This window comes from Methylococcus sp. ANG (genome assembly GCF_040730495.1).
In the GTDB taxonomy this organism is placed as follows: domain Bacteria; phylum Pseudomonadota; class Gammaproteobacteria; order Methylococcales; family Methylococcaceae; genus Methylococcus.
Map to the genome: position 1 here is coordinate 3701670 of NZ_CP160399.1, position 21527 is coordinate 3723196.

27 protein-coding genes are annotated in these 21527 nt (G+C 64.5%); 18 read left to right on the forward strand and 9 right to left on the reverse strand.

Annotated features, from left to right (window positions below):
- Nucleotides 1-30: 30 nt before the first annotated feature.
- From ABZN20_RS18085 to ABZN20_RS18115, 7 genes are read left to right on the forward strand one after another with little or no spacing between them, the layout of a single operon-like run.
- Nucleotides 31-1050: an AAA family ATPase gene (locus ABZN20_RS18085; RefSeq protein ID WP_367026155.1), complete on the forward strand. Its 1020-nt coding sequence runs from the start codon at nucleotides 31-33 to the stop codon at nucleotides 1048-1050.
- Nucleotides 1047-1889, forward strand: a complete 843-nt coding sequence (locus ABZN20_RS18090; RefSeq protein WP_367026156.1) for a DUF58 domain-containing protein — start codon at nucleotides 1047-1049, stop codon at nucleotides 1887-1889. The genes ABZN20_RS18085 and ABZN20_RS18090 overlap by 4 nt, the downstream gene beginning before the upstream one ends.
- Entirely contained in the window at nucleotides 1889-2794 is a 906-nt protein-coding gene (locus ABZN20_RS18095; protein WP_367026157.1) for a nonribosomal peptide synthetase MxaA, read from the forward strand. The genes ABZN20_RS18090 and ABZN20_RS18095 overlap by 1 nt, the downstream gene beginning before the upstream one ends.
- Nucleotides 2791-3774: a vWA domain-containing protein gene (locus ABZN20_RS18100; protein ID WP_218805807.1), complete on the forward strand. Its 984-nt coding sequence runs from the start codon at nucleotides 2791-2793 to the stop codon at nucleotides 3772-3774. The genes ABZN20_RS18095 and ABZN20_RS18100 overlap by 4 nt, the downstream gene beginning before the upstream one ends.
- Nucleotides 3771-4334, forward strand: a complete 564-nt coding sequence (locus tag ABZN20_RS18105; RefSeq protein WP_367026158.1) for an MxaK protein — start codon at nucleotides 3771-3773, stop codon at nucleotides 4332-4334. Before ABZN20_RS18100 ends, ABZN20_RS18105 begins: the two co-directional genes overlap by 4 nt.
- Nucleotides 4331-5302, forward strand: a complete 972-nt coding sequence (locus ABZN20_RS18110; RefSeq protein WP_218805808.1) for a VWA domain-containing protein — start codon at nucleotides 4331-4333, stop codon at nucleotides 5300-5302. The genes ABZN20_RS18105 and ABZN20_RS18110 overlap by 4 nt, the downstream gene beginning before the upstream one ends.
- Nucleotides 5303-5320: 18 nt before the next feature.
- On the forward strand, nucleotides 5321-5845 hold the full coding sequence (locus ABZN20_RS18115; protein ID WP_367026159.1) for an SRPBCC family protein: 525 nt from the start codon (nucleotides 5321-5323) through the stop codon (nucleotides 5843-5845).
- Between the two features lie 132 nt (nucleotides 5846-5977).
- On the opposite strand, the gene ABZN20_RS18120 is transcribed toward ABZN20_RS18115, so the two are convergent.
- Entirely contained in the window at nucleotides 5978-6508 is a 531-nt protein-coding gene (locus tag ABZN20_RS18120; protein ID WP_218805813.1) for a PepSY domain-containing protein, read from the reverse strand.
- A gap of 81 nt (nucleotides 6509-6589) precedes the next feature.
- Between ABZN20_RS18120 and ABZN20_RS18125 the strand changes: the two genes are divergently transcribed.
- The 4 genes from ABZN20_RS18125 (at nucleotide 6590) to ABZN20_RS18140 (ending at nucleotide 8000) form a co-directional block, all read left to right on the forward strand.
- On the forward strand, nucleotides 6590-6868 hold the full coding sequence (locus tag ABZN20_RS18125; protein ID WP_367026160.1) for a hypothetical protein: 279 nt from the start codon (nucleotides 6590-6592) through the stop codon (nucleotides 6866-6868).
- Between the two features lie 56 nt (nucleotides 6869-6924).
- Nucleotides 6925-7161, forward strand: a complete 237-nt coding sequence (locus ABZN20_RS18130; RefSeq protein WP_367026161.1) for a hypothetical protein — start codon at nucleotides 6925-6927, stop codon at nucleotides 7159-7161.
- 193 nt (nucleotides 7162-7354) lie between these two features.
- Nucleotides 7355-7564, forward strand: a complete 210-nt coding sequence (locus ABZN20_RS18135) for a cold-shock protein (RefSeq protein ID WP_010960118.1) — start codon at nucleotides 7355-7357, stop codon at nucleotides 7562-7564.
- 169 nt (nucleotides 7565-7733) lie between these two features.
- Nucleotides 7734-8000 (forward strand): RNA recognition motif domain-containing protein, encoded by a 267-nt coding sequence (locus ABZN20_RS18140; RefSeq protein ID WP_026045904.1) that lies wholly within the window; start codon nucleotides 7734-7736, stop codon nucleotides 7998-8000.
- Between the two features lie 15 nt (nucleotides 8001-8015).
- Here the strand turns inward: ABZN20_RS18140 and ABZN20_RS18145 are convergent, their stop codons facing one another.
- Together ABZN20_RS18145 and ABZN20_RS18150 are read right to left on the reverse strand one after the other, a co-directional pair.
- Complete coding sequence (locus ABZN20_RS18145) at nucleotides 8016-8684, reverse strand: thiopurine S-methyltransferase (RefSeq protein WP_367026162.1); 669 nt, start codon at nucleotides 8682-8684, stop codon at nucleotides 8016-8018.
- A 20-nt stretch (nucleotides 8685-8704) separates the two neighbouring features.
- Nucleotides 8705-9049 (reverse strand): hypothetical protein, encoded by a 345-nt coding sequence (locus tag ABZN20_RS18150; RefSeq protein ID WP_255556288.1) that lies wholly within the window; start codon nucleotides 9047-9049, stop codon nucleotides 8705-8707.
- A 260-nt stretch (nucleotides 9050-9309) separates the two neighbouring features.
- Here ABZN20_RS18150 and ABZN20_RS18155 point away from each other — a divergent pair, with 260 nt between their 5' ends.
- The gene (locus ABZN20_RS18155; protein WP_367026163.1) at nucleotides 9310-10560 is read left to right on the forward strand and encodes a hypothetical protein; all 1251 of its coding nucleotides are present in this window, start codon (nucleotides 9310-9312) and stop codon (nucleotides 10558-10560) included.
- A gap of 71 nt (nucleotides 10561-10631) precedes the next feature.
- On the opposite strand, the gene ABZN20_RS18160 is transcribed toward ABZN20_RS18155, so the two are convergent.
- From ABZN20_RS18160 to ABZN20_RS18180, 5 genes are all read right to left on the reverse strand, one after another.
- Entirely contained in the window at nucleotides 10632-11219 is a 588-nt protein-coding gene (locus ABZN20_RS18160) for a YcbK family protein (protein ID WP_218805817.1), read from the reverse strand.
- Between the two features lie 240 nt (nucleotides 11220-11459).
- The gene (gene mtnC, locus ABZN20_RS18165; protein ID WP_218805818.1) at nucleotides 11460-12143 is read right to left on the reverse strand and encodes an acireductone synthase; all 684 of its coding nucleotides are present in this window, start codon (nucleotides 12141-12143) and stop codon (nucleotides 11460-11462) included.
- A complete protein-coding gene (locus ABZN20_RS18170) occupies nucleotides 12140-12706 on the reverse strand; it encodes a 1,2-dihydroxy-3-keto-5-methylthiopentene dioxygenase (RefSeq protein WP_367026164.1) in 567 nt (188 codons plus the stop codon). Before ABZN20_RS18170 ends, mtnC begins: the two co-directional genes overlap by 4 nt.
- Nucleotides 12703-13320, reverse strand: a complete 618-nt coding sequence (locus ABZN20_RS18175) for a methylthioribulose 1-phosphate dehydratase (protein ID WP_367027583.1) — start codon at nucleotides 13318-13320, stop codon at nucleotides 12703-12705. Before ABZN20_RS18175 ends, ABZN20_RS18170 begins: the two co-directional genes overlap by 4 nt.
- Before the next feature lie 127 nt (nucleotides 13321-13447).
- Complete coding sequence (locus ABZN20_RS18180; protein ID WP_218805821.1) at nucleotides 13448-14380, reverse strand: sulfite exporter TauE/SafE family protein; 933 nt, start codon at nucleotides 14378-14380, stop codon at nucleotides 13448-13450.
- A gap of 323 nt (nucleotides 14381-14703) precedes the next feature.
- Here ABZN20_RS18180 and ABZN20_RS18185 point away from each other — a divergent pair, with 323 nt between their 5' ends.
- From ABZN20_RS18185 to ABZN20_RS18210, 6 genes are all read left to right on the forward strand, one after another.
- Nucleotides 14704-14976: a hypothetical protein gene (locus ABZN20_RS18185; RefSeq protein WP_255556290.1), complete on the forward strand. Its 273-nt coding sequence runs from the start codon at nucleotides 14704-14706 to the stop codon at nucleotides 14974-14976.
- Between the two features lie 124 nt (nucleotides 14977-15100).
- A complete protein-coding gene (locus tag ABZN20_RS18190; RefSeq protein WP_218805822.1) occupies nucleotides 15101-15304 on the forward strand; it encodes a heavy metal translocating P-type ATPase metal-binding domain-containing protein in 204 nt (67 codons plus the stop codon).
- Nucleotides 15305-15386: 82 nt separating this feature from the next.
- Nucleotides 15387-15833, forward strand: a complete 447-nt coding sequence (locus ABZN20_RS18195; protein WP_255556291.1) for a hypothetical protein — start codon at nucleotides 15387-15389, stop codon at nucleotides 15831-15833.
- 51 nt (nucleotides 15834-15884) lie between these two features.
- Nucleotides 15885-16469, forward strand: a complete 585-nt coding sequence (locus ABZN20_RS18200) for a cation transporter (RefSeq protein ID WP_367026165.1) — start codon at nucleotides 15885-15887, stop codon at nucleotides 16467-16469.
- The gene (locus ABZN20_RS18205) at nucleotides 16462-18957 is read left to right on the forward strand and encodes a heavy metal translocating P-type ATPase (protein ID WP_218805824.1); all 2496 of its coding nucleotides are present in this window, start codon (nucleotides 16462-16464) and stop codon (nucleotides 18955-18957) included. The genes ABZN20_RS18200 and ABZN20_RS18205 overlap by 8 nt, the downstream gene beginning before the upstream one ends.
- Before the next feature lie 190 nt (nucleotides 18958-19147).
- Complete coding sequence (locus tag ABZN20_RS18210; RefSeq protein ID WP_255556292.1) at nucleotides 19148-19777, forward strand: HpnM family protein; 630 nt, start codon at nucleotides 19148-19150, stop codon at nucleotides 19775-19777.
- 71 nt (nucleotides 19778-19848) lie between these two features.
- Here the strand turns inward: ABZN20_RS18210 and ABZN20_RS18215 are convergent, their stop codons facing one another.
- Nucleotides 19849-21525: a copper resistance D family protein gene (locus tag ABZN20_RS18215; protein WP_367026166.1), complete on the reverse strand. Its 1677-nt coding sequence runs from the start codon at nucleotides 21523-21525 to the stop codon at nucleotides 19849-19851.
- Between the last annotated feature and the right edge of the window lie 2 nt (nucleotides 21526-21527).

The following is a 21527-nucleotide window of genomic DNA, read 5'->3' on the forward strand; positions in this document are numbered from 1 at the left end:
ATCTTGAAGTCCGCCACTCGCCATTTGCCCATGAATCAAGACAACCCACTTGCCGACAGCCTGGAGCGCGCCAGGCGCTTCGAAGCAGGCCTGCGGCAAGTCGTGCTCGGGCAGGAGCGCCCGATCCGGCTGCTGACCCTGGCGGTGTTTGCCCGCGGCCACGCGCTGCTCGAGGGCGGCGTCGGCGTCGGCAAGACTACCTTGCTCCGCGCCGTGGCGCGCGGCATCGGCGGAGACTACGAGCGGATCGAGGGCACCATCGACCTGATGCCGAACGATCTGGTCTATTACACCTATCTTGACGAGCACGGCCGGCCGGGCGTCGCACCGGGACCTTTGCTCAAGCACGGCGAGCAGCTCTCCATCTTTTTCTTCAATGAGATCAACCGCGCCCGGCCCCAGGTGCATTCCCTGCTGCTGCGGGTCATGGCCGAGCGCAGCGTGTCGGCGTTCAACCGCGAGTTCCGGTTTCCGCACCTGCAGGTGTTCGCGGACCGCAACCGGGTGGAGAAGGAGGAGACCTTCGAGCTGCCCGCGGCGGCGCGCGACCGCTTCATGCTCGAAATCGCCATCGAGCCGCCGACCGATGCGGCGCATATGGACCAAATCCTGTTCGATCCGCGCTTCTACGATCCGGACCGGCTGGTCGAGTCCGCGCCGGCGGAGACGCTCTCGTTCCGCGAACTCAACGGTATCGCCGAAGCCCTGCAAGGCGGCATCCACGTCAGCGCCCGTCTCAGGGCCTACGTGCAGGATCTGTGGCGCGCGACCCGGCGACCGGAGGACTTCGGCATCGATCTGCACGAGGCGGATTCCGGCGACATGATCGAGGCCGGGGCCAGTCCACGGGGCATGAGCTACCTGGTCCGCTTGGCGCGGGTACAGGCCTGGCTCAGTGGCCGGGACCGGGTCGAGCCGGAGGACGTGCAATACGTATTCGCGCCGGCGGTCGGCCATCGCATTTTCTTAAAGCCTGTCTACGAATACCGCCGCGCCGAGCTGATCCCGGAACTGGTCGGCAAGCTGATCCGGCAGATCGCGGCGCCATGAAGCGCAAGGAGTTCCATTACCGGCTGGCCTGGCGCGCCGACGGCGTCCAGCCGGGGGCCCATCCGAGTCGGCAGGGCGGCGGCGTGCACGCCTTTCAGCGCCTGGTGCCGTTCCTGGCGCATCCCGATCCCCGCAGGCTGCATCTCCGGGCCAGCCTGGGCGACCCCGCCGGGCACTACTGGGTGCGGTTGCACGAGCAGCGGGGGCGGATCACCGTTCACGCGCTGGCCGACTTGTCCGCCTCGATGGGTTATCGCGGGCGCGCATCGAAAACGGCCGTGCTGGCGGATTTCACTGAGGGGCTTGCGCTGTCGTCGAACCGGACGGGGGATGCCATGGGTTTCGTCGGGCTGTCCGACCGCGGCGTTCCGGATTTCCTGCTGCCGCCGACCCGGCAGGTGGGGGCGGCATTGAAGCTGGCCGAGCGCTTGCGCCGTTTCCGGCCCAGGGGCGGCAGCGCGCGCGGACTGCTGCATGCCGTCCGCTATCTGCCGTCGCGCCGCGGACTGGTGTTTCTGCTGTCGGACTTCCATTTTCCCTTGGGATTCTTGAAGCAGCTCATGGAATCGCTGGCGCATCACGACGTCGTGCCGGTCGTGCTGTGGGACCCGGAGGAATCGGCGCCGGAAGCGTCCGGACTGGCGCGGATGCAGGACATGGAGAACGGCATGGAGCGGCTGATGTGGCTGCGTCCGGCCTTGCGCACCCGTTTGTCGCAGACCTTCCAGGAGCGCCGCGACCGGTTGGTGGCGATGCTGCGCGGCTTCGGCAGGGAACCGCTGTTTCTGTCCGGCGGATTCGATCCCGACGCGGTCACCCGCTATTTCCATGCAGGCTGATGTTGCCGGTGTTCCGTCATTCGATATCTTTCCAATTGGGGCTGTGGTGCTGCCTGGCGGCTGCTGCTGAGTTGCCGTCCGGTGTGAAGGCATTCTCGTTCGACACGCCCCGCGCTTTCGGCTACGTCATCGGCGACCTCATACACCACGAAGTGCGGGTTGAAACCGATACGGGCCGGGGAATAGATGCTGCCTCCCTGCCCAAGGAAGGCTGGATCAGCCGTTGGCTGATGCTGCGGCGGGCCGAAGTTCACCGCGAGGGCAAGCGCCAAGTGCTGACGCTGGAATACCAGACCTTCTATGCGCCGCTGGAAGTGAAGAACCTCACGATTCCCGGCTTCGAACTGCAATTGGCCGGCTCGGGTGAGCGGATGACGGTCCCCGACTGGACTTTTACCACCGCGCCCATCCGGGAGCTGTCCGTGCTGCGCGCCGAAGGCCTGCCGCCGATGCGCCCGGATGCCGTGCCGGCACGGCTGCCGACTTTTGGCCTTGCCGCTGCGAGTGCCGGCTTCGGGCTCGCGGCACTGGGCGCGCTGGCCTGGTGGGCCTATCTGAGCGCCTGGCTGCCGTTCGGTTTGCGCGGCCGCCATTTCGCCGCCGCCTGCCTGGAGCTGCGGCGTCTGCGTGGACAGGGAAATAGCCGGGAGACCTTGCCGAGAGGCTTTTCCTGTCTGCACCAGGCGTTCAATCGGACTTTGGGCGAGCCGCTGTTCATCGAAGGGCTGGACGAGTTTTTCCGCGGCCATCCGGCCTACGATCCCTTGCGCAATGAGATCCGGGATTTCTTCCTGGCTTCGTACGAAGTCTTTTTCGGGGAGGGCGCTCCGGTGCCGCCGTTCGACCTGAGGCGCATGGAGGCGCTTGCCCGCTCCTGCCAGCTTGCCGAAAGGAGGCGGCCATGACCGATTGGGCGCTGGACACGCCGCAATGGCTGTGGGGCCTGCCGCTGATACTGCTTCCATTGTGGCGGTTGCCGTTGCGGCCCGACCCGTGCTCCTGGCAGGCGCTGCTGCCCGCCGATGCCGCATCGCGTGCCGTCGACCTGAGCCTCCGCCTGGCCGGCGCCGGCGCCATCCTGGCGCTGCTGCTGGGCAGCGCCGGTCTGCACCGGCGCGAGTACACCGTCGAACGCACGGGCTACGGCGCCCACATGGTGCTGCTGCTGGACCGCAGCCGCAGCATGGACGACAGCTTCGCCGGGCGTACCCCCACGGGGGGCGAGGAATCCAAGTCCGCCGCGGCCGAGCGCCTCTTGAGCGGTTTCGTCTCGAGCGGACGCAACGATCTGGTCGGCGTCGCCGCCTTCAGCACCTCGCCTCTGTTCGTGCTGCCGCTGACCGATAACAAAGCCGCGGTGTTGGCGGCGGTCCACGCCATGAAGCTGCCGGGCCTGGCGCAGACGCATGTAAGCAAGGGGCTGGCGATGGCGCTTTCGTATTTCGGCGACGAGCCGTCCGCAGGTTCGCGCATCGTCCTGCTGGTGTCCGATGGCGCCGCCGAGGTGGACCCGGACAGCGAGCTGAAGCTGCGCCGCTGGTTCAAGGAGAAGGGCATACGGCTGTACTGGATATTCCTGCGCACCGCGGGCAGCCACGGGATCTTCGAAACGCCGGACAATCCGGAGGACGACAATGCCCAGGCGATGCCGGAGCGCTATCTGCATCTGTTCTTCGCCAGCCTGGGCATCCCCTACCGCGCCTACGAGGCGGAAGACGCCGACGCGCTGAAGCGCGCCATCGCCGACGTCGATCGCGAAGAGCAGCGTCCTTTGCGGTATGCCGAGCGGGTGCCGCGGCGGAACCTGCAAGCCTTTTGTTATCTGGCGGCGGCGCTGGCGCTGGCCTGGCTGGTCGCGGCGAAGGGCATGGAGGTGGCGCGGTGAGGGGGGAATGGCGCGTCCGGATCGCCGCCGGGCTGGCCCTGATGCTGGCCTTGTTGGCGCTGCTGGGGGTCAGGCAATGGCGGAAGGCCGTGGCGGCCAATGCCGACATCGCGGCGCTGCTGGCCGGACACGACATCGTCCCGGAACGGCTGGCGGTGGCATCTCCCCCGGTCCAGTTGGCGCGCGCCGTGTATTTCGCCCGCCACGAGCGCTACGACGATGCGCTGGAACTGCTGGACGTGCTGGAGACCCGGGGCGATGCGGCCTTCCGCGCCGACGTGTATTACAACCAGGGCAACCTGCAGCTCATCCAGGCGTTGGACCGCGTCGAAAAATCGGAGATCGACCAGGCCCGTGTTTACGCCGAGCTGGCCAAGGAAGCCTACCGGCGCGCCCTCCTGCTGGTGCCCGGCCACTGGGATGCCAAATACAACCTGGAAGTGGCCATGCGCCTCATGCCCGAGATGGACCGGGTCAGCCATGCCGATGACGAGCCTCCCAGGGCCGAATCCAAGCGGCTGTGGACCGGCCTGCCCGGATTCCCGCGAGGCTTGCCTTGAGCATCTGGCGGCAGCGCCTCGCCGATCCGGTTTTCGCGGGTCTGATCGCGGCCCTCGTCCTGGCCGTGGCCGCCTGCTTTCCGCTCCGGCTGGCGCTGGAGCAGCCGGTGTTCAGCCACATCGTCGTCGTCGACATCACCCGCAGCATGAACGTCGAGGACTACCGGCAGGGAGGGCGCGCCGTGTCGCGGCTGGAATTCGTCCGCCAAAGCCTGATCCGCGCCGCGGCGGACCTGCCCTGCGGGTCCACCCTGGGGCTGGGCGTCTTCACCGAACGCGAGCCGGCGCTGCTGTTCGAGCCGATCGAAACCTGCGCCGGCTTTTCCGCCGTCAGCGCCACCATCGAACAGCTCGACTGGCGCATGGCCTGGGCCGCCGACAGCCTGATCGCGGCGGGTCTGCGCAACACCCTGGATTTGCTGGGGCGTGGCGATGCGGACGTGATCTTCGTCACCGACGGCCACGAGGCGCCGCCGCTCAATCCGCGCTACCGCCCGGACTTTGCCGACCTGAGCGGCAAGGTCCGAGGGCTGATCGTCGGGGTCGGGGACTTGGGACTCTCGCCCATCCCCAAGTACGACGAGTCGGGCAGGCGCTTAGGTTTTTACGCCGAGGACGAAGTCCCCCAGCGCTCGAGCTTCGGCCTGTCGGAACTGCCGCCCGAGCAGATCGAGGGCTACCACGCCCGCAACGCACCCTTCGGCAGCGAAAGAGCCGGGGGCACGGAACACCTGTCCCAGCTCAAGGAGGCATACCTGCGCCAGCTCGCCGAAGCCGCCGGCCTGGGCTACCACCGCCTGGAATCGCCCGAAGGACTGGCCCGCGCCCTCACCGCACCGGCCTTGGCGCGGCGGCAGCGGGTCGCCGCCGACGTCCGCTGGATTCCCGCCGCCCTGGCGCTGGCCGTGCTGGCGGCGGTGTATCTGCGGGCGCTGCTCCCGCGTCTTGGATTTTCAACCGCAAACTGAAGAACAAGGAGAAACCTCATGAAACCGATACTGGCCCTGGCCACGCTGCTGTTCGCCTCCGCATCGATGGCGCATGGCCCCACTCCGCAGAAGGTCGTCGAGACCGTGGAAATCGCGGCTCCCATCGACCAGGTCTGGAACGCCGTGAAGGACTTCGGTGCGATCGCCAAGTGGAATCCAGCCCTGGCCAAGAGCGAAAGCACCGGCGGCAACGTCACCGGCGAAAAGCGCACCCTCCATTTCCCCACCGGCGAGCAGCTCACCGAGGAACTCGACGCCTACGAGCCGGCGGCCCATGAATACACCTACCGGTTGGGCAAGGAAAACCTCAAGGCGCTGCCGGCCAGCTCCTATTCCGCCGTGCTCAAGGTCACGGCCACCGAGAAGGGCAGCCAGGTCGAGTGGAAGAGCCGGCTCTACCGCGGCGATACCGGCAACTTCCCGCCGGACGAGCTCAACGACGAGGCCGCCGTGGCGGCGATGCAGAAGTTTTTCCGCGCAGGGCTGGACAATCTCAAGAAAAGCCTTGAGAGCGGGAGATAAGTATCGTCGCTGATATCCGCTCCGGCTTACTTCGAGGCGGGCAGGGCGAGCGCTCCGGGAGCGGAGGAGCTTGCGTTAGGAACGGAATGCCCGCGAGCTTGCGGGCATTCCGTCACGACGATCGTCGGGGACTCATTCCTTACCGATCTGATAAAGCTCCTTTTCGTTGTCTTCGATGATCTTGCCGGTCGCGGCATCCACTTCGAGCTTCACTTCGCCGCTCTTGGTCTTGATGTCGAATTCGTAGGACGCATTGCCGTCGGACTCGATTTCGTATTCGACTTCCACGATCTCGCCCGGATGCGCGCTCAGCGCGATTTTCTTCGCCTCCTCCAGGCTGATTTTTGCCTTGGCCTTGAAAAGGGCGTCCTCGGCGTCGGCGACCTCCTGCTCTTCCTCGGTGATCTTGCCGGTCAGCGCGTCGCATTCCAGTTCCCAGGATTTCCCATCGCTTCCCAGGATTTCGAATTCATAAGTGGGCGCGCCGCGTTCCTCCTTGAATTCCAGTTTGACCACTTCGCCGGCGCGCTTGGCCAGCGCCGCGTGCATGCAGTTTTCCATGCTGACCTTGGTCTTGGGCAGCCCCGTTTCGCCGGCCTGGGCCGAAACGGTAACGATCCCTGAGCCGACGGCGGCGAGCAGGGTTAGATGTGCCTTTTTCATAGTGCCTCCTCGGTTTGACGGACACGCCAGTGCGACGGTGTGCTACCTCTACTATAGGCGGAGCTTTTCGTAAAGGGTTCCATGAATATCTCCCTTTTTGCGCCCGCCGCGGTTTTCTGCCTGATCGCGGCCCGGCCCATCGGCGGCTTGGCGTCGGCGCTGCTGATGAACGTTACCGCGGCCATCGTCGGTACGTCGCCGGTGTTGCGGCTGGTTCGGGCGCACGATCTCGATCCGCGCACGATGCCGCTTGCGCTGGCTTTCAAGGGGATGCGCCTGAGCTGGATCGCCCTGGCGGCGGTGGTCCCCGTGTTACTGTTCAGCCCGAAACGACGGACGTTCCGGCCGTACTCGGCCTGAGTGCCGGCCTTGGCCAATCGGTCTCGAACGTACCTCTGGTTGCGCCTCATCTGCCCATGCAGCGTGAAGCCGGTATGTCGACCGAGGTGTGGATGGCTTTGGCTGCCGGCAGCACGGTGGCGGGGAATTTTCTGATCCTCGGAGCGGCCGGCAACGTCATCATCGTTCAGCATGCGGAAAAACACCGGGTTACGCCGGATTTCCACACGTTTGCGATGGCTGGCGTGCCGCATGTCTTGGTGAACCTGGCCATTTCGTGGGGCTGGCCGTCCGCCTTCCTTCCATTTCGCTGAGTTCTCGATGCGGACTTTTCGATTTTTCTTGAAAACGGTATCGAATTACTTTACTTTAGGCATGTCGTATTGGGGTCCGTGCCACGCAAGTTTCAGTAGCGTCCGTTCCACCCGGAACCATACCCGCTCCACCTGCCCACTCGCCGTAATACTACGCTCTACGTCTCCACTCATTTTTTTCGAGAGATTCGATATGTCACAACAGCAACAGGGAACCGTTAAATGGTTCAATGAAAGCAAGGGATTTGGTTTCATCCAGCGTGAAAACGGCAGTGATCTTTTCGTTCATTTCCGTTCGATCCAGGGTCAAGGCTTCAAGACCCTGAAAGAAGGCCAGCGGGTGAGCTTCACCGAGGTCGCCGGCCAGAAAGGGCCGCAGGCCGAGAACGTCGTGGTTCTGTAACCACCATCTCGTTATGCCGGGATGGCGTGCGGGCGACAAGCCCGCTGTCACGTACCGCTACTGACGAAAACAGGCCGCTTCAAGCGGCCTGTTTTTTCCTCTTCACTCAGCGCGACGTTGCGCTTCGTCGCAGCGCTCCGCTCGACTCTTTTACGAAGGTGCCCAGCACATGTTGAAACTTTTTGTCAGAAATTTACCGCCCCAGACCACCGAAGCGGGCCTCAAGGAACTGTTCACCGGCTACGGCAAGGTTTTCGAGCTTCAGCTCAGCCGCGACATGTTCACCGGCAAGGCCCGCGGTACGGCTTCGGTCAGCATGGAAGGACACGAGGCCCGCAAGGCCATCGAGGCGCTGGACGGTTCCGATTACGAAGGCAAGACGATCTACGTCGCTTTGGACAAGGGGCCGCGCTCGGGCGGCCGCGGGCGCCGCTGAGCCTGCGTTCACGGTTCAGGCCGGAGTCTGGGCCCGCAGCCAATAGGCCTTTTCGGTCAGGCGGCTCAGTCCTTTGGCGCGCAACTGCGGATTCCCTTCCAACGTATCGCGCGCCGACAGCAGCTCGATCCGGTAGGCCGGTCCGAACAGGCGAACCACCGTTTCCTCAGGGATGGGGAACGGCGGACCATCCATTTCCGACGGGTCGTACTCCAGTGTGATCAGCAGCATGGGAGGGCGATGCGGCAGCAGCCGGAGAATCTGCCCGGCGTAGCGGTCCTGCATTTCCGGCGGCATCGCCACCAGTGCGGCACGGTCGTAGACCGCACCGATTTCACCCATGAGCTCGGGGGGCAGGTCGAAGTAGTTCCCGCACAGCAAACTCATATCGTCACTCTGCACCCGGATGAAGCCGTTTCCGAGGAGGGCCGCGCTCGCCGACAGGCCGTTTTCCCGGACGAATTCATCGACCGCGATGGGGCTGAGGTCGTTGCCGAGCACGGAATGCCCCCGGTTCCGCAGCCAGATCATGTCCAGGGACTTGCCGCAGAGGGGAACGAAAACCCTGGGCCGCGCCGGACCGACGCATCGAGGCCAGAAGGTTTCCAGCAGCGGATTGACCTGGGTCTGGTGAAAGCCGGTCTGTTTTTGCTGCCAGCGCTCGTGCCAGAAGTCGGGATCCATGGCCTGCGGATTTCAGGTGTTCAGTTTGGCCGGCGGTCCGGATAAACCCCTTTCGGGTTGTAGCCGTAGACGCCGAACGGACGGCTGAAGGTGAACGCAGCCGGTCCCACGACCAGCGCATCGCCGGCCTTGCGGAAGGCGTCGTGGGGCTCGGCCACCGAGGCGATGCCGGTGAGGGGGCTGGTTGCCAGGAAAAGCGTCGTGCCGACGATGGTGGCCACCAGGCCGACCGGCCGCATGATCAGCACCTCATTGAGCACTTCGATGAAGCTCATGGGACCTTTCAGCGTGTTCGGTCCCATGGCGGCGGAATTCTGGGCGGTAGCGAGGGTCAGGCACAGCAGGATGAGGCGCAGGGCTTTCATGCGTTGGCGAGTATCCATTCCAAAGGGGGGCGAACCGTCTCGTCCCGTGGCCGGATGATCCCGGAAAGATCTGGGCAAGCCGTCGGCCGGCTGCGCAGGGCACCGGCGGCCGTACGGCGGAATCGCGCATAGTTTGCGCAAGTGAGCCCAAGCTGTCCAGCGTGAGCCTTGTCCAACGGAAGATGAGCCTGAAGGAGGGGCGTGATTCCACCGGAAGGTGAGCCTGAAGGGGTGGGTTTTGGGATCATCGGAGGATGATCGTGAAACTGCATACCCAACGCCTTCAAACCCTCGACGAGATCCGGGCCTTCCTGGAGGGCGCCTCACCGCTGGACTTCACCGTACCCTCCCGCCCGGAGGCCTATGGCTGGATCGAGTCCTCGCTCTGTCAGCTCGGCTACTTGCGCCTCGGCAAGGCCGACAAGGGGATCGTCCGGGATTACCTGATCAAGGTCAGCGGCTTCTCCCGCGCCCAGATCACCCGCCTGATCGCGCAGTACCGCCGAACGGGACGGGTACGCGACCACCGCGGTCGGCCGGCCAACGCCTTTCAGCGTCGCTATCTGCCCGCCGATGCCGTGCTCTTGGCCGAACTCGATGCCCTCCACGGCACCCTCTCCGGCCCCGCCACCCGCAAGCTCTGCGAGCGCGCCTTCCACGTCTTCTCGGATCAACGCTTCGTCCGCCTCGCCCGCATCTCCAACGGCGGCCTCTACAACCTCCGCCACTCCACGGCCTATCGACGGCAGCGCACTCACCACGACAAGACCCGACCCACGCCCGTGGCCATCGGCGAGCGCCGCAAACCCTTTCCGGACGGACGCCCCGGCTTCCTGCGCGTCGATTCCGTCCATCAGGGCGATCTCGATGGCATCAAGGGCCTCTACCACCTCAACGCCGTCGACGAGGCCACCCAGATGCAGTGCGTCGTCAGCGTCGAACGGATCAGCGAGCACTTCCTCATCCCGGCGCTCAACCCGCTCCTCGACAGCTTCCCCTTCGTCATCCGCGGCTTCCACTCCGACAACGGCTCGGAGTACATCAACCACCGGGTCGCCCAACTCCTGGAGAAACTGCGCATCGACTTCACCAAGTCCCGCGCCCGCCAGACCAACGACAACGCCCTCGTCGAAAGCAAGAACGGCTCCGTCGTGCGCAAGCACCTCGGCTATGCCCACATCCCCGGACGCTTCGCCGCGCGGGTCAACACCTTCTCCAGCGGCGTCCTTACCCCCTACCTCAACTTCCACCGCCCCTGCCTCTTCCCCGAGGCGGTCGTCGACGCCAAGGGCAAACGGCGCAAGCGCTATCCCTACGCCAATCTCATGACCCCCTACGAAAAACTCAAATCCCTGCCCGAGGCCGAGCAGTACCTCAAGCCCGGCATCTCCTTCAAACAACTGGATGAAATCGCCTACGCCATCAGCGACAATGAGGCCGCGCGACTCCTCAACCAGGCGCGCACCGAACTGTTCCAATACATCAACACTGCCCAACAACCCGCCGCCTGAACAGGTTCACTCAGAACCCTCCTTCAGGCTCATTTCTGGATTGGAAAGGACTGCGTGCCCGGCCGAAAGCCTCACCAGGAGCGGATGCGCCCCGTGTCCAGATGAACGAAATCGGCGCGGCGGTAATAACCGACGCCGCCGTATTGCAGCGCGAGTGCGGTCTTGCGGATGGTGCGGGTGCTGACGTCGCTCATGCGCAGATCGATCGCCTTCCCTTCCATGTGCAGGCTGTGTTCGGCCACGCCGTGGCTGTGCCTGCGCAGCATCCGGTTGGTTTCTGGGGCGCGATAGCCGGAAATGATTTCGAAGGTGCCGCTGGAGCGGGTCATCGCGGAGATCGCGTAGAGAATGTCGATCAGTCCCGGATCCATGGGACAGCTTTCATCGGCGTGATGGTCCCGGAGGAAGTGGCTGAACTGCCGCAGCAGACCCCGGTCGTAGTTTCGTTCCGGGCAGCACACCAAGGTCATGTCTTCGCCGGTATGCTTGTTGTAGAGATACAGAGTGCGCTCTCTGCTCAAGGAGTACGCGTAGGCGTCGAAGCTGGGGAACAGCAGGGCTCCGGTTGCGGCGATCCCTGCACGGGTGAGAAAACTGCGGCGGCTGAGATTGGGTTCGGATGCGCCCGCGTGCGCGCGCAAGGACGAATTGAATCCCATTATTACCCCTATCGGTAGTCGAACATCTTGATGACAGGGTGCGGAAAAAGCCGCTGCGGCCGGAGCCGTCGCCAGTGGCTTTTGCGACATCCTGGTGGCCCGAGTGGCGGCATCGCTGCACCCGAATCGGGCAAAGGCCGAACTTTAAGCGCTATGAACGCCTGAAATCAACCCTCCGAATGTTACGAAACTGTTTCAAATCGTCGTCAAGGTCGCGGCAACCCCCGGTGTTTTTGAGGTTCAGAGGAGTTCCGGCTGGATGGCGTCGAAGTCCGCGCCCTGCGGATGAGCACTCGTCTTCGCCCCGCCCTCGCGGACCAGCAGGAACGTCCTGAAGCCCGCTTCCCTGGCGGCGTTCAGTTCGCCTTCGATGTCAGACAGGAACAGGATTTCTTCGGGCGGCAGGTTCAGCTCCCGGGCGATGGCACGGTAGGCGTCAGGTTCCTGCTTCGCGCCGATCCGGGTGTCGAAGTAGCCGGAAAACAGCGGCTGCAGATCGCCGACGGGGGTGTGGCCGAACAGCAGGCGCTGGGCGTGGACCGAGCCGGAGGAGAACACGTACAGGGCGATGCCCTGTTCGTGCCAGGTTCGAAGCCGGCGTACGGCGTCTTCGTACACATGCCCGAAGAAGTCGCGGTTGCGGTAGCCTTCTTCCCAGAGGAGGCCCTGGATCGCCTTGAGTGGCGTGATCTTGCGGTCTTCGTCGATCCAGCGGACGAGCTGGGCGATGACGCCTTCCTCGTCCAGCGAAGCGTCACCGGCCGCCGCCTTTACATCGGCGAGCAGGGCCTGCACGGCGCCGTCGTGGGCATGGCTGTGGACGAAGTCGGCCATGCGGGCGCGGGCATAGGGAAACAGCGTCTCCTTTACGAAGGACAGGGAGGAGGTCGTGCCCTCGATGTCGGTGAGGATCGCGCGGATCATGCGTAGTTCTTCAGATAATCTTCGAGTTTGGGGAACCGGTCGCCGATGTCGCTGCCGGTGAAATCCGCCACCCAGCCCTCCGGCGTGGTGAAGAGGCGGATGCACTTCAGGCAGGGCTCGGCGCCCATGTCGAACCAGTGGCGGGTATTCGAGGGGACGCTCAGGAGGTCGCCCCGCTCGCACAGGATGCCGTAGACGCGGTCGCCGACGTGCAGGTAGAACAGGCCGCGGCCTTCGACGAAGAAGCGCACCTCGAAGTCCCCGTGGGTGTGCTCGCTCAGGAAGCGGGATCTCAATTCGCTTTTCTGCGGGTGATCGGGGTCGACACTGATGACGTCGGCCGATTCGAAACCGTATTTCTCTTTCAGGCGTTCGACCGGATCACCGTAGGCCGCGAGGATCGTGTCCTGTCCGGCATCCGGACCGAATGCCCGGTTCGCCTGCCAGCGTTCGAACAGGACACCGATCCCGGCCAGCCGTGCGGCGATGGCGTCGCCGTCGCCGTCGCGGACGATCTCCGGCATTCCGGCGCCGGATTCCGGGTGTATGGTCAGAAGGCTCATCGTTTGACTCCGTGCATGCGGGTTTCCAGGTCGAAGAGGAATTCCAGCGCTTCCACATGACGCAGTGCGTCGGCAACCGATTTTCCCCACGTATAAAAGCCGTGGCCGGCGATGATGTAGGCGTGAATGTCGCCGTGCATCTCGATGTATTCCTCGACTTTCAGGGCGAGGCGGGGAATGTTCTGGTCGTTGGGGAAGATCGGCACGGCGATCCGGGTCTCGTGGGTGTCGATGCCGGCCAGGGCCTTCAGCAGCTCGTAGTCTTCCAGGACGATTTCGCCGACCACCAGCCGCGACAGCAGGGTAGATGCGGGCGAGTGCGGATGCAGCACGGCGCCGGCATCCGGATAGCGCCGGTAGATGCCGGTGTGCAGCACGGTTTCCGCCGAGGGCTGCTTGCCGTCGAGCGAACGGCCTTCGGCGTCCACCAGCATGATGTCCTCGGGGCGCAGGCGGCCCTTATGCCGGCCGGAAACCGTGATGGCGATCCGGCCATCGCTCAGGCGGGCGGAAAAATTGCCGCTGGTGGCGGGAACCCAGCCGCGGGCGTCGATGAAGCGGCCCGCTTCGATCAGTTCGGCCGCGCGGGTTTCGAATTCGGTGTCGTGCAAGATGGAAGTTCGCCGGAGGAAGTCGAGAGGGGAGCCGCCGATTCTAGCGGTACCGGCAGGACGATTCAAAATCGGCGGCGAAGGGCCGTTCCTCGCCCGGCCGGATCCTTAACTTCCTGAGGCAGAAGGCTCAGTGGTTGTGGTGCATCCCGGACATGTCCTGCGGCATCGGAGCATCCGGCGTGGCGAGCACGAAGCCCCAGCGTGATTCGGTGAAGCCGGACAGCCCCACCAGCAGGGAGTGGAAATCGAATCCGCTTTCGCTGGCCTTGAGACCGCGATTCACCATCAGTATCCCCAGGATCAGCACGATGACACCGGAGAACCGGACCAGCTTGGGTTTCAGCCCGGCCGAGATGAGCGCGGCGAACCAGCCGAAGCTGAGCATCACCGGCAGCGTCCCCAGGCCGAAAAAGAACATCAGCAGGGCGCCCTCGACCGGGCTGCCGGTGCCTGCGGCCATGACGTACATGGCTTGCAACGGGCCGCAGATGATCATGAGACCGTTGAGCAGGCCGATGACGAAGGGGCTGTGGGACCGCCTCGACTGTGTGCCGATGAAGCGCAGCAGGAAGCCCGGCGTCTTGATCTGGAAATGGCTCAAGGCCGGCACCCAGCGCAGCATCCCCAAGCTGAACAGCACCAGGAACAGGCCGGCGGCGATACCGATGGCACCCCGAAGCACCGGCGAGAACGAAAAAATCGATCCGATCAGGCCGAAAACCGCTCCGATCACGGTGTAGGACAGGGTCTTGCCCGTGCCGTAAAGGAAATGGGAGAAGGGAGATGGCTTGCCGCCGCTGGCGGGTTTGGCGGCATAGGCCAGCACCAGCGCCCCGCACATGCCCACGCAATGGAAACCGGTCAGAAGACCGGTCACGAACAGCAGCCAGTAGCTCATGTCGCGCCCCAGCGCCGGCATCTGGGCCAGAGCGCCCATCCGTTCATCCAGGAAGAGGATCACGATGACGCCCAGGATTCCCAGGACAATCGCGCCAGGCCGTCTGAGCCAGGCTGAGGGGCTCGCGATGGACTGACGGTTCGCTGCGTTGGTCGAGTTCATGTTTCCGATCGGATTTAGGGTACGGACGTAGTCTGAGGATGCTCTAGGGAGCTCGAAGATTATAAGGCGTGCAGGTTTTCTGCCAGTTCGTCCGGCGTCAAATCCGGCCGGCTCCTCGGGCCTTGGCGAGAACGGGGAAAGGGGCCTCGCGGCAAAAGTGTGTGATATCACGCAGTCCGCCTGCGTGATACGCCATGCCTCCATGTGTTCCCGCGCTCCGGTTGAACTGCGGGTGCTTGTAAATCAAGCGGCTAAGCATTGGGCACGAATGTTGAAAAAGATAGTTTCGTCGCAGCATTCATTCTCATCAGAGCGAGCCGAACATGAAAAATTCCCAGGTAGCCCACGTGAAAATCGTCGAAAAGCCGAAAACGGCCCGCGCGCGGAAGCAGGATGCGCCCATCGGACCGCTGCTGATCGGCACCGGCCTCGCCTTCGCTTCCTTGATCCTGGTGCCTGCGATCGCCACCCAGGTCGGCCTGGGGAGCAGTCTGACCGGAGCGCTCCGGATCGCCCTCATGAAGGCTTCCAGCCGCGCGATCCGCGGGTCGGGCGACGGTGCCGAAGCTGCGACCATGAGCTTCAGCTGTCACTGATTTTTCGTCTCCCGGCCGGATATACCGGCGCAGACTCCGCAAGCTGTGCAAGCCGCTGCGGAGTTTTTTATTATAACTGCCCAAGTTTGTTGATTTTTCGTAAGAGGCGTCAAGGAGGCGATGGATGGACACCGAACCGCGTGTTTGCGACCTGTGCAGTCTGCCCGTGATCCCGCCGGGCTTTCCCCTGAACACCACCGGCGGGCTCAAGGTCTTCTGTTGCGAAGGCTGCCAGGGGATCTACGCGATGCTTCACGAGGCCGAGATCCTTGCCGAGGACGTCCCCGGCCATGCGGAAGTGCCGGATTTACCTCATTCGAGAAAATGACCGATAATCGGCGCGGCTCTCGGTCGCTCCCCTGACGGGTGGGGCGTCGGAATATTCGGCACAGTCAACGAGGAACTAGATCATGGCTCATGTACACGGCGGGAAGACGATGACGGACGCGGCGATGGGCGCGGCCAAGGCGATGGAGCACGGCATGGCGGGCGGGATGATGGGTCCGATGGCTGGCATGGAGGGCATGATGAGTCACGGCGCGATGCAAGGCGCCCGCCATCTGGTCCAGTCGTCCCACAATGCCGCCGCGGTGGTCAAGGGCGCGGCGGTAGGCGCGGCCGCGACGGCGGGGACGCACACCGGCAGGTCGCTGCTGAAGCGGGTGTTCACCCATCCGCTGGTGCTGTTCGGCCTCGGCATGGCGGCAGGCTATTACATTCACAAATACCGCAAGGAGATCATCGGTTCGGCCATGAGCGTCGCCGAAGGCGGCAAGGATTTCGTCCTTCAGCAGCGGGAAAATCTGGAGGATCTGCTGGCCGAACGCCAGGAAGGCTCGGAACGGGGTGATACCTGAATACGCGGATAGAAATCCGCCGGCAGCCTGTCATCGTCTGGCCTTGAGACCATGTCACTGAAAAAACAGATTATTTTGCGCTATAGCGGTGCCGGCCACGTGCGTTTCGAACTGCCGGCGGAGCTCTGCGAGGCCTCGGCGCGCGCTCAAATCGAGTCGGCCCTGCGTGCGCTGGATGGCGTTTACCGGGTCAGCCTGTCGCCGGGCAGCCGCAAACTTTCGGTGCGTTTCGACATCGCCGTGTGCGATCTCAAGGCCATCGGGCGGCGGCTGGGCCAGCTCGTCGATGCCGGCGTCGGGCAGGCAGGTCGGGTGCAGGGCGCCGTGAGCGTCCCGGTGGGCCGGCCTTTCGGCTGGCTGCGTGAAAAGGCGCGGGAGGCGGGCGAAACCCTGGCGGCCATGAAAATCGTCGCCCGGCGGACCATGAAAAATTCGCCCAAGCTGCTGACGCCGGCGCGGGAAAGAGGATTCATAGAATTTTTCAACGACGTGCTGGTGCTCTATCTCATCAAGCTGCATTGGCACCTGATCACACAGCACTGGCTCCGACAGCCTCTTCGCTATCGCTACGAGTGGATGGCGGTGTTCTACATGATTTTCCTTCTGGTCCGGTCGCGGCGTCCCCGCAATGTCTGACGCCGCAGGTTCGGAGATTTCGACGGCCCGAACCGCGGCGGCGCCGTTCGCGCATGCCTGGCCCAATCTCGAAGTCGTGCATGCCTTGCGGCGGCGCGTCCGGATCCAGGCGCCGGCGCTGCGCAAGGATCCGGAACGCTGCTACCTCTTGCAGATTCTGCTGCTCAAGCATTCCGGGATACGGTCCGTGCGGGTGGCGGCTGACCTCGGTTCGGTGGCGATCCGCTTCAATCCGGACCAACTGCCGCGCACGAACCTGCTGCGGGTGGCGGATCATCTGATCGCCAGCCTGGGCCACCGCAAGCAGGCGCCGGAAGCGCTCGGCGGCACGGGCGGCGACGGGCCGGTGCGCGAATGGCAGTTCGCGATCGAAGGGATGACCTGCGTGTCTTGCGCCCTGCTCATCGAAATGATGCTGAAGCGGCAGCCCGGCATCCGCGACGTTTCCGTCAATTTCGCCACGGAGACCGCCACCGTCCGGGCCGTCCTCAGCCGCGACGCCGTCATGGCGGCCATCGCGCGGATCGGTTACCGCGCGCAGGCGGCCGACAGCATCGTCCAGCGCAAACTCATGGTTGCGCGGGAAGCCGAACGTCTGCGGCAGGCGCGGCGCCACGCGCTGGTGTCGGTTCTCCTGAGCGCCCCCGTCGTGGTGCTCGGGATGGTGATGCCGCACGGGCGGGCATGGGCCTGGCTGAGCGCCATTCTCACCACGCCGGTGGTGCTCGGCAGCGGCCGTTCGTTTTTCTCCAAGGCCTGGAGGCTTGCGGGGCAGGGCACCGCCAACATGGACTCCCTGGTCGCGCTGGGCGTCGGAGCGGCTTACGGTTCCAGCGTCGTGGCCTTGCTGGCGCGGCGGGGAGAGCTCTATTTCGAGGCCGCAGCCGCCATCGTGAGTTTCGTGCTGTACGGCCGCTACCTGGAGGAGACCACACGCGGCCGAGCCCATGAAGCGATCCGGCGCCTTCTCGATCTGCAACCCGCCACCGCCACGCTCCTCAGGGACGGCGGGGAGTTCGAGGTGCCGGTCGAGTCCTTGAAGGTGGGCGACGTGGTGCGGGTGCGTCCCGGCGACCGTTTACCCACCGATGGCGAGGTCCTCGCCGGCACCTCCGGCATCGACGAATCCATGGTCACGGGTGAAAGCGTTCCCGTCATCAAACAGCCCGGCGACCGGGTGATCGGCGGCTGCGTCAATGGCACCGGTGCGCTCCAGGTCAGGGTCACGGCCGTGGGGGAGGACACGGTGCTGGCCGGGATCATCCATATGGTGGGGCAGGCCCAGTCGTCGAAACTCCCGATCCAGAAGACCGTGGACCGGGTTTCGGCGGTGTTCGTGCCGACCGTCCTGGTGATTTCGGCCGGCACGTTCATGGGCTGGACCTGGCTCGGCGCACCCGCGGCCAGGGCGTTCGCCAACGCGATCGCGGTACTGCTCATCGCTTGTCCCTGCGCGCTGGGGCTGGCGACTCCGGCAGCCATCATGGTGGGAACGGGACAGGCCGCCCGCAAGGGCATCTACATCCGCAACGGCGAAAGCCTGGAGATGGCGTCGAAACTGACCGCCGTCGTGTTCGACAAGACCGGCACCATCACGGAAGGCAAGCCGGAAGTCACCGACATCGTCCGGTTTTCGCGGCTGGGCGAGCCCCGACTGCTGGGCCTGGCGGCAGCGGCCGAAATCGATTCGGAGCACTTCCTGGCGCGGGCCATCGTCCGCAGGGCGCAGGAGGCCGGAGCCGATACCCTGGTTTCCCATGAATTCGACAGCGTGCCGGGACGCGGTATCCGCGCGCGGGTGGACCGCCGCGAGGTGCTGATAGGCAACGCCGAATGGTTGGCGGAGTCCGGCGTCGATTTCGCCGCCGCCGTAGAGCCGGCCTCGAACCTGGCCGGGCAGGGCAAGACCCCGGTTTTCATGGCGCTGGACGGCAAGCTCGCGGCGGTGTTCGGCATCGCGGACCGGCCCCGCGAACACGCGCGGGCCGCCATCGAAAGATTGCAGGACCTGAACGTCCGGACTCTGATGGTGACCGGCGACGTGGAAGCGGCCGCCGAGCACATCGCGCAGCAGGTGGGCATCGCGGAAGTGACCGCCCGTGCTCGCCCGGCGCAGAAGCTGGAGATCATCCGCGCCCTGCAGGGGCAGGGGGAGCGGGTGGGGATGATCGGCGACGGCGTCAACGACGCGCCCGCGCTGGCCGCCGCGGACGTGAGCTTCGCCATAGGCAGCGGCACCGACGTGGCGATCCAGACCGCCGACATGATCATCAGCCAGGGCGACATCAGCCGGGTGGCGGACGGCATGGCGCTCAGCCAATTCACGCTGCGGGTCGTCCACCAGAATCTTGCCTGGGCCTTCGGCTACAACACGATCGCCATCCCGCTCGCAGTGATGGGGCGGCTGAGTCCCATGATCGCGGCGGGCGCCATGGCTTTCAGTTCCGTTTCCGTCGTGCTGAATTCCCTGCGCTTGCAGCGGCGGTAGGCGGCCCCCCCTTTTTTCCGGGACGGCGATTCTTACGCTTTTCCCGGGTTCTGAGCCTTCCGTGTTTTTTTCCCGGCCGCAACGCCTCCTTCGACGGGGGCGGCAGGTCCTCGTCGCATTCGAAACTGATTCGGGGACTGTGGGTGTTATGGTATATTTTGTTGCAAATATGCCCATGGTGAGGAATTACATGTTCTTACGAATTCTTGGCGGGCTGGCGCTGGCCTTGATGCTGTCGGCGGCAAGGGTCGCCACAGCCGACACCGGCACGGAAGCCGCGCGCGTGGTGGTGGACAAATTGAACGGCGCGCTCATCGACGTGATGAAAAATGCAAAGCAACTGGGTTATCAAGGCAGGTACAAGAAGCTGGACCCCGTGGTGCGCGAGGTTTTCCAGTTCGAAGCCGTGGCCCAGATCGCCCTGGGGGCACACTGGAAGACCTTGAGCGACGAGCAGAAGAGGGAATTCGTGAAAAAGCTCACGGAACTGAGCATCGCCACCTACGCCGCCCAGTTCAACAGCTATGGCGGCGAACAGTTCCAGTACGATTCGGATCAGGCGGTCAGGCCCGACCGGGTGGTGGTGCGGTACAAGCTGGTGGCGCCGAAGGAGACCCCCGTGAAGTTCGATTACATGGTCAACCAGTTCGACGGGAGGTGGGAGATCATCAACATCGTCGTCGACGGCATCAGCGATCTGGCGCTGAAAAAGGCCCAGTACACCAGCGTCATCGACCGTGAAGGTTTCGATGTGTTGATGAGCAAGCTGACTCAGAAGATCACGGATTACGCCAACAACGAAAACAACTCCAAGAGCTGACCTCGCTTTACGGCAGGCGGCACAAAAAAGGCATCCCGCGGGATGCCTTTTTTTACGCGCTGCGACTTCGGTCAGTACAGCGGTTCCCGGTAGAACATCAGGAAGTTGCCGATCACGAACATGGCGAGGATGGACAGGAAGCCCGCCACCTGACCCGTGTCGAATCGGCCGGCGGCCCCCTGCGAGGACACCGGCGCCGTCGCCAGTCTGAGCTCCAGCCAGCGTCCGCTGGCGACAACGACCGCCAGGAGGCCCATGGCGGTGTGCGTCGACTGGATCAGGTATTCGCTCTTGAGCTCGAATTCCGCGTGCGAGTGCGTGAGCAGCAGGATGCCGCCGAACGCGCTCAGGACCGGAAACATGTAGCGCAGCCGGTGGGCGTCGGGCCGGGTGCGGGCGCGCAGTTCGAGGACGCCGAGCAGAAACGCCAGCAGCGTTGCGATGCGGTGCTGGAAAACCTCCCCGTTGCCGAAGGTGCTCTCCCAGAATCCGATCGGCCCCAGCGGCCAGGTTTCGGCGTCACTGCGGAAGAACAGGAAGATGCTGAGGCCGATGAACCCCACCGGCCAATACCGCGCCCAGCGGAAGCGCCCGGTATAGGACAGCATCGCCACCAGGCACATGCCGGTCAGGAAGATGCCGGAGATGTTGTGGTTGTAGTCCGACCACTCGGTGGCGGCGACCGAAGGCACCTTGTCCACCACCGCGACTCGGCCCGCTTCGCCGGCCAGAAGCTGCTCATGCGTCGGAGAGCTGACTTTGGGCAGGCGAGGCGAGAACATGTAGGCCACTTCCGAAACCGTCGCCGTGGTGTCCTTGATGTCCACCGATGGCGGCTGCGAAGACAGCGTCGCAGCGACGAACAAGACGCTCACCAGCACGAAAGTCTCGGCCTCGATGAAATACGGCACCTTGCCGGTCAGGTCGGCGGAGGCGCCGCGCTCTTTCCATTCCTTCCCGGCCTTGTGGTTGCGGTAGGCGAAATAGAGCGCGCCTCCCATCAGCGCGACCTTGGTCGCCACCAGGCTGCCGTAGCCGGTGCCGAAGAGGCCGTCCAGCGAACCGATGTATTCGACCGCCAGCGGCAGGCCGGTGGAAACCAGCAGCAGCACGGAGGCCGCGCCCAACCAGCCGAATCGCGTGATAGCGAGCGGCCAGAACTTGTGCGCCGCCTGTTCGGCGCGCCGGGAATGCCAGAGAAACAGAAGCTGGGCGACGCCGCCGAACCAGACCGCGGCGGCCAACTGGTGGATCACCGTCATGAGCATGAGCTGTTCGCGGTGCTCGAAACGCCCGACGCCATGAACGAGCCAGGCGCCACTGATCACCAGCGGCACGGTCAGGAATGCCGCGGTGTTCCAGGCGGAGCGGTCATACGGTGAAGCGCTGAGCCGCCCCGCCAGATAGATGAACCCGCACGAGAGGACGAGGCGAAGCAGGCCGGCGATGAACTGCACCGTCCCAAAATAGGCCTCCAGGGGGAAATCGCCGAGCGTGGCGGCGAGCAGCATGCCCTTGATCAGCAGTTTGGTGCCCTGCATGGCGGCCAGCGTGATCGCTCCCCCCTTCAGCAGACGGACGCTGACGGCGACGACCGGCTCCGGTGCGCCGTTGCCGGCCGCGGACCTGTCCCAGATCCGCAGAATCCAGGCCGCCCAGATCAGGCTGCCGACGATCAGCGCATAGCTGATGAGCATCAAGCCGCCGAGGAAGTCATCGATGAAATTGGCCAGGCCTTGTATGAACATGG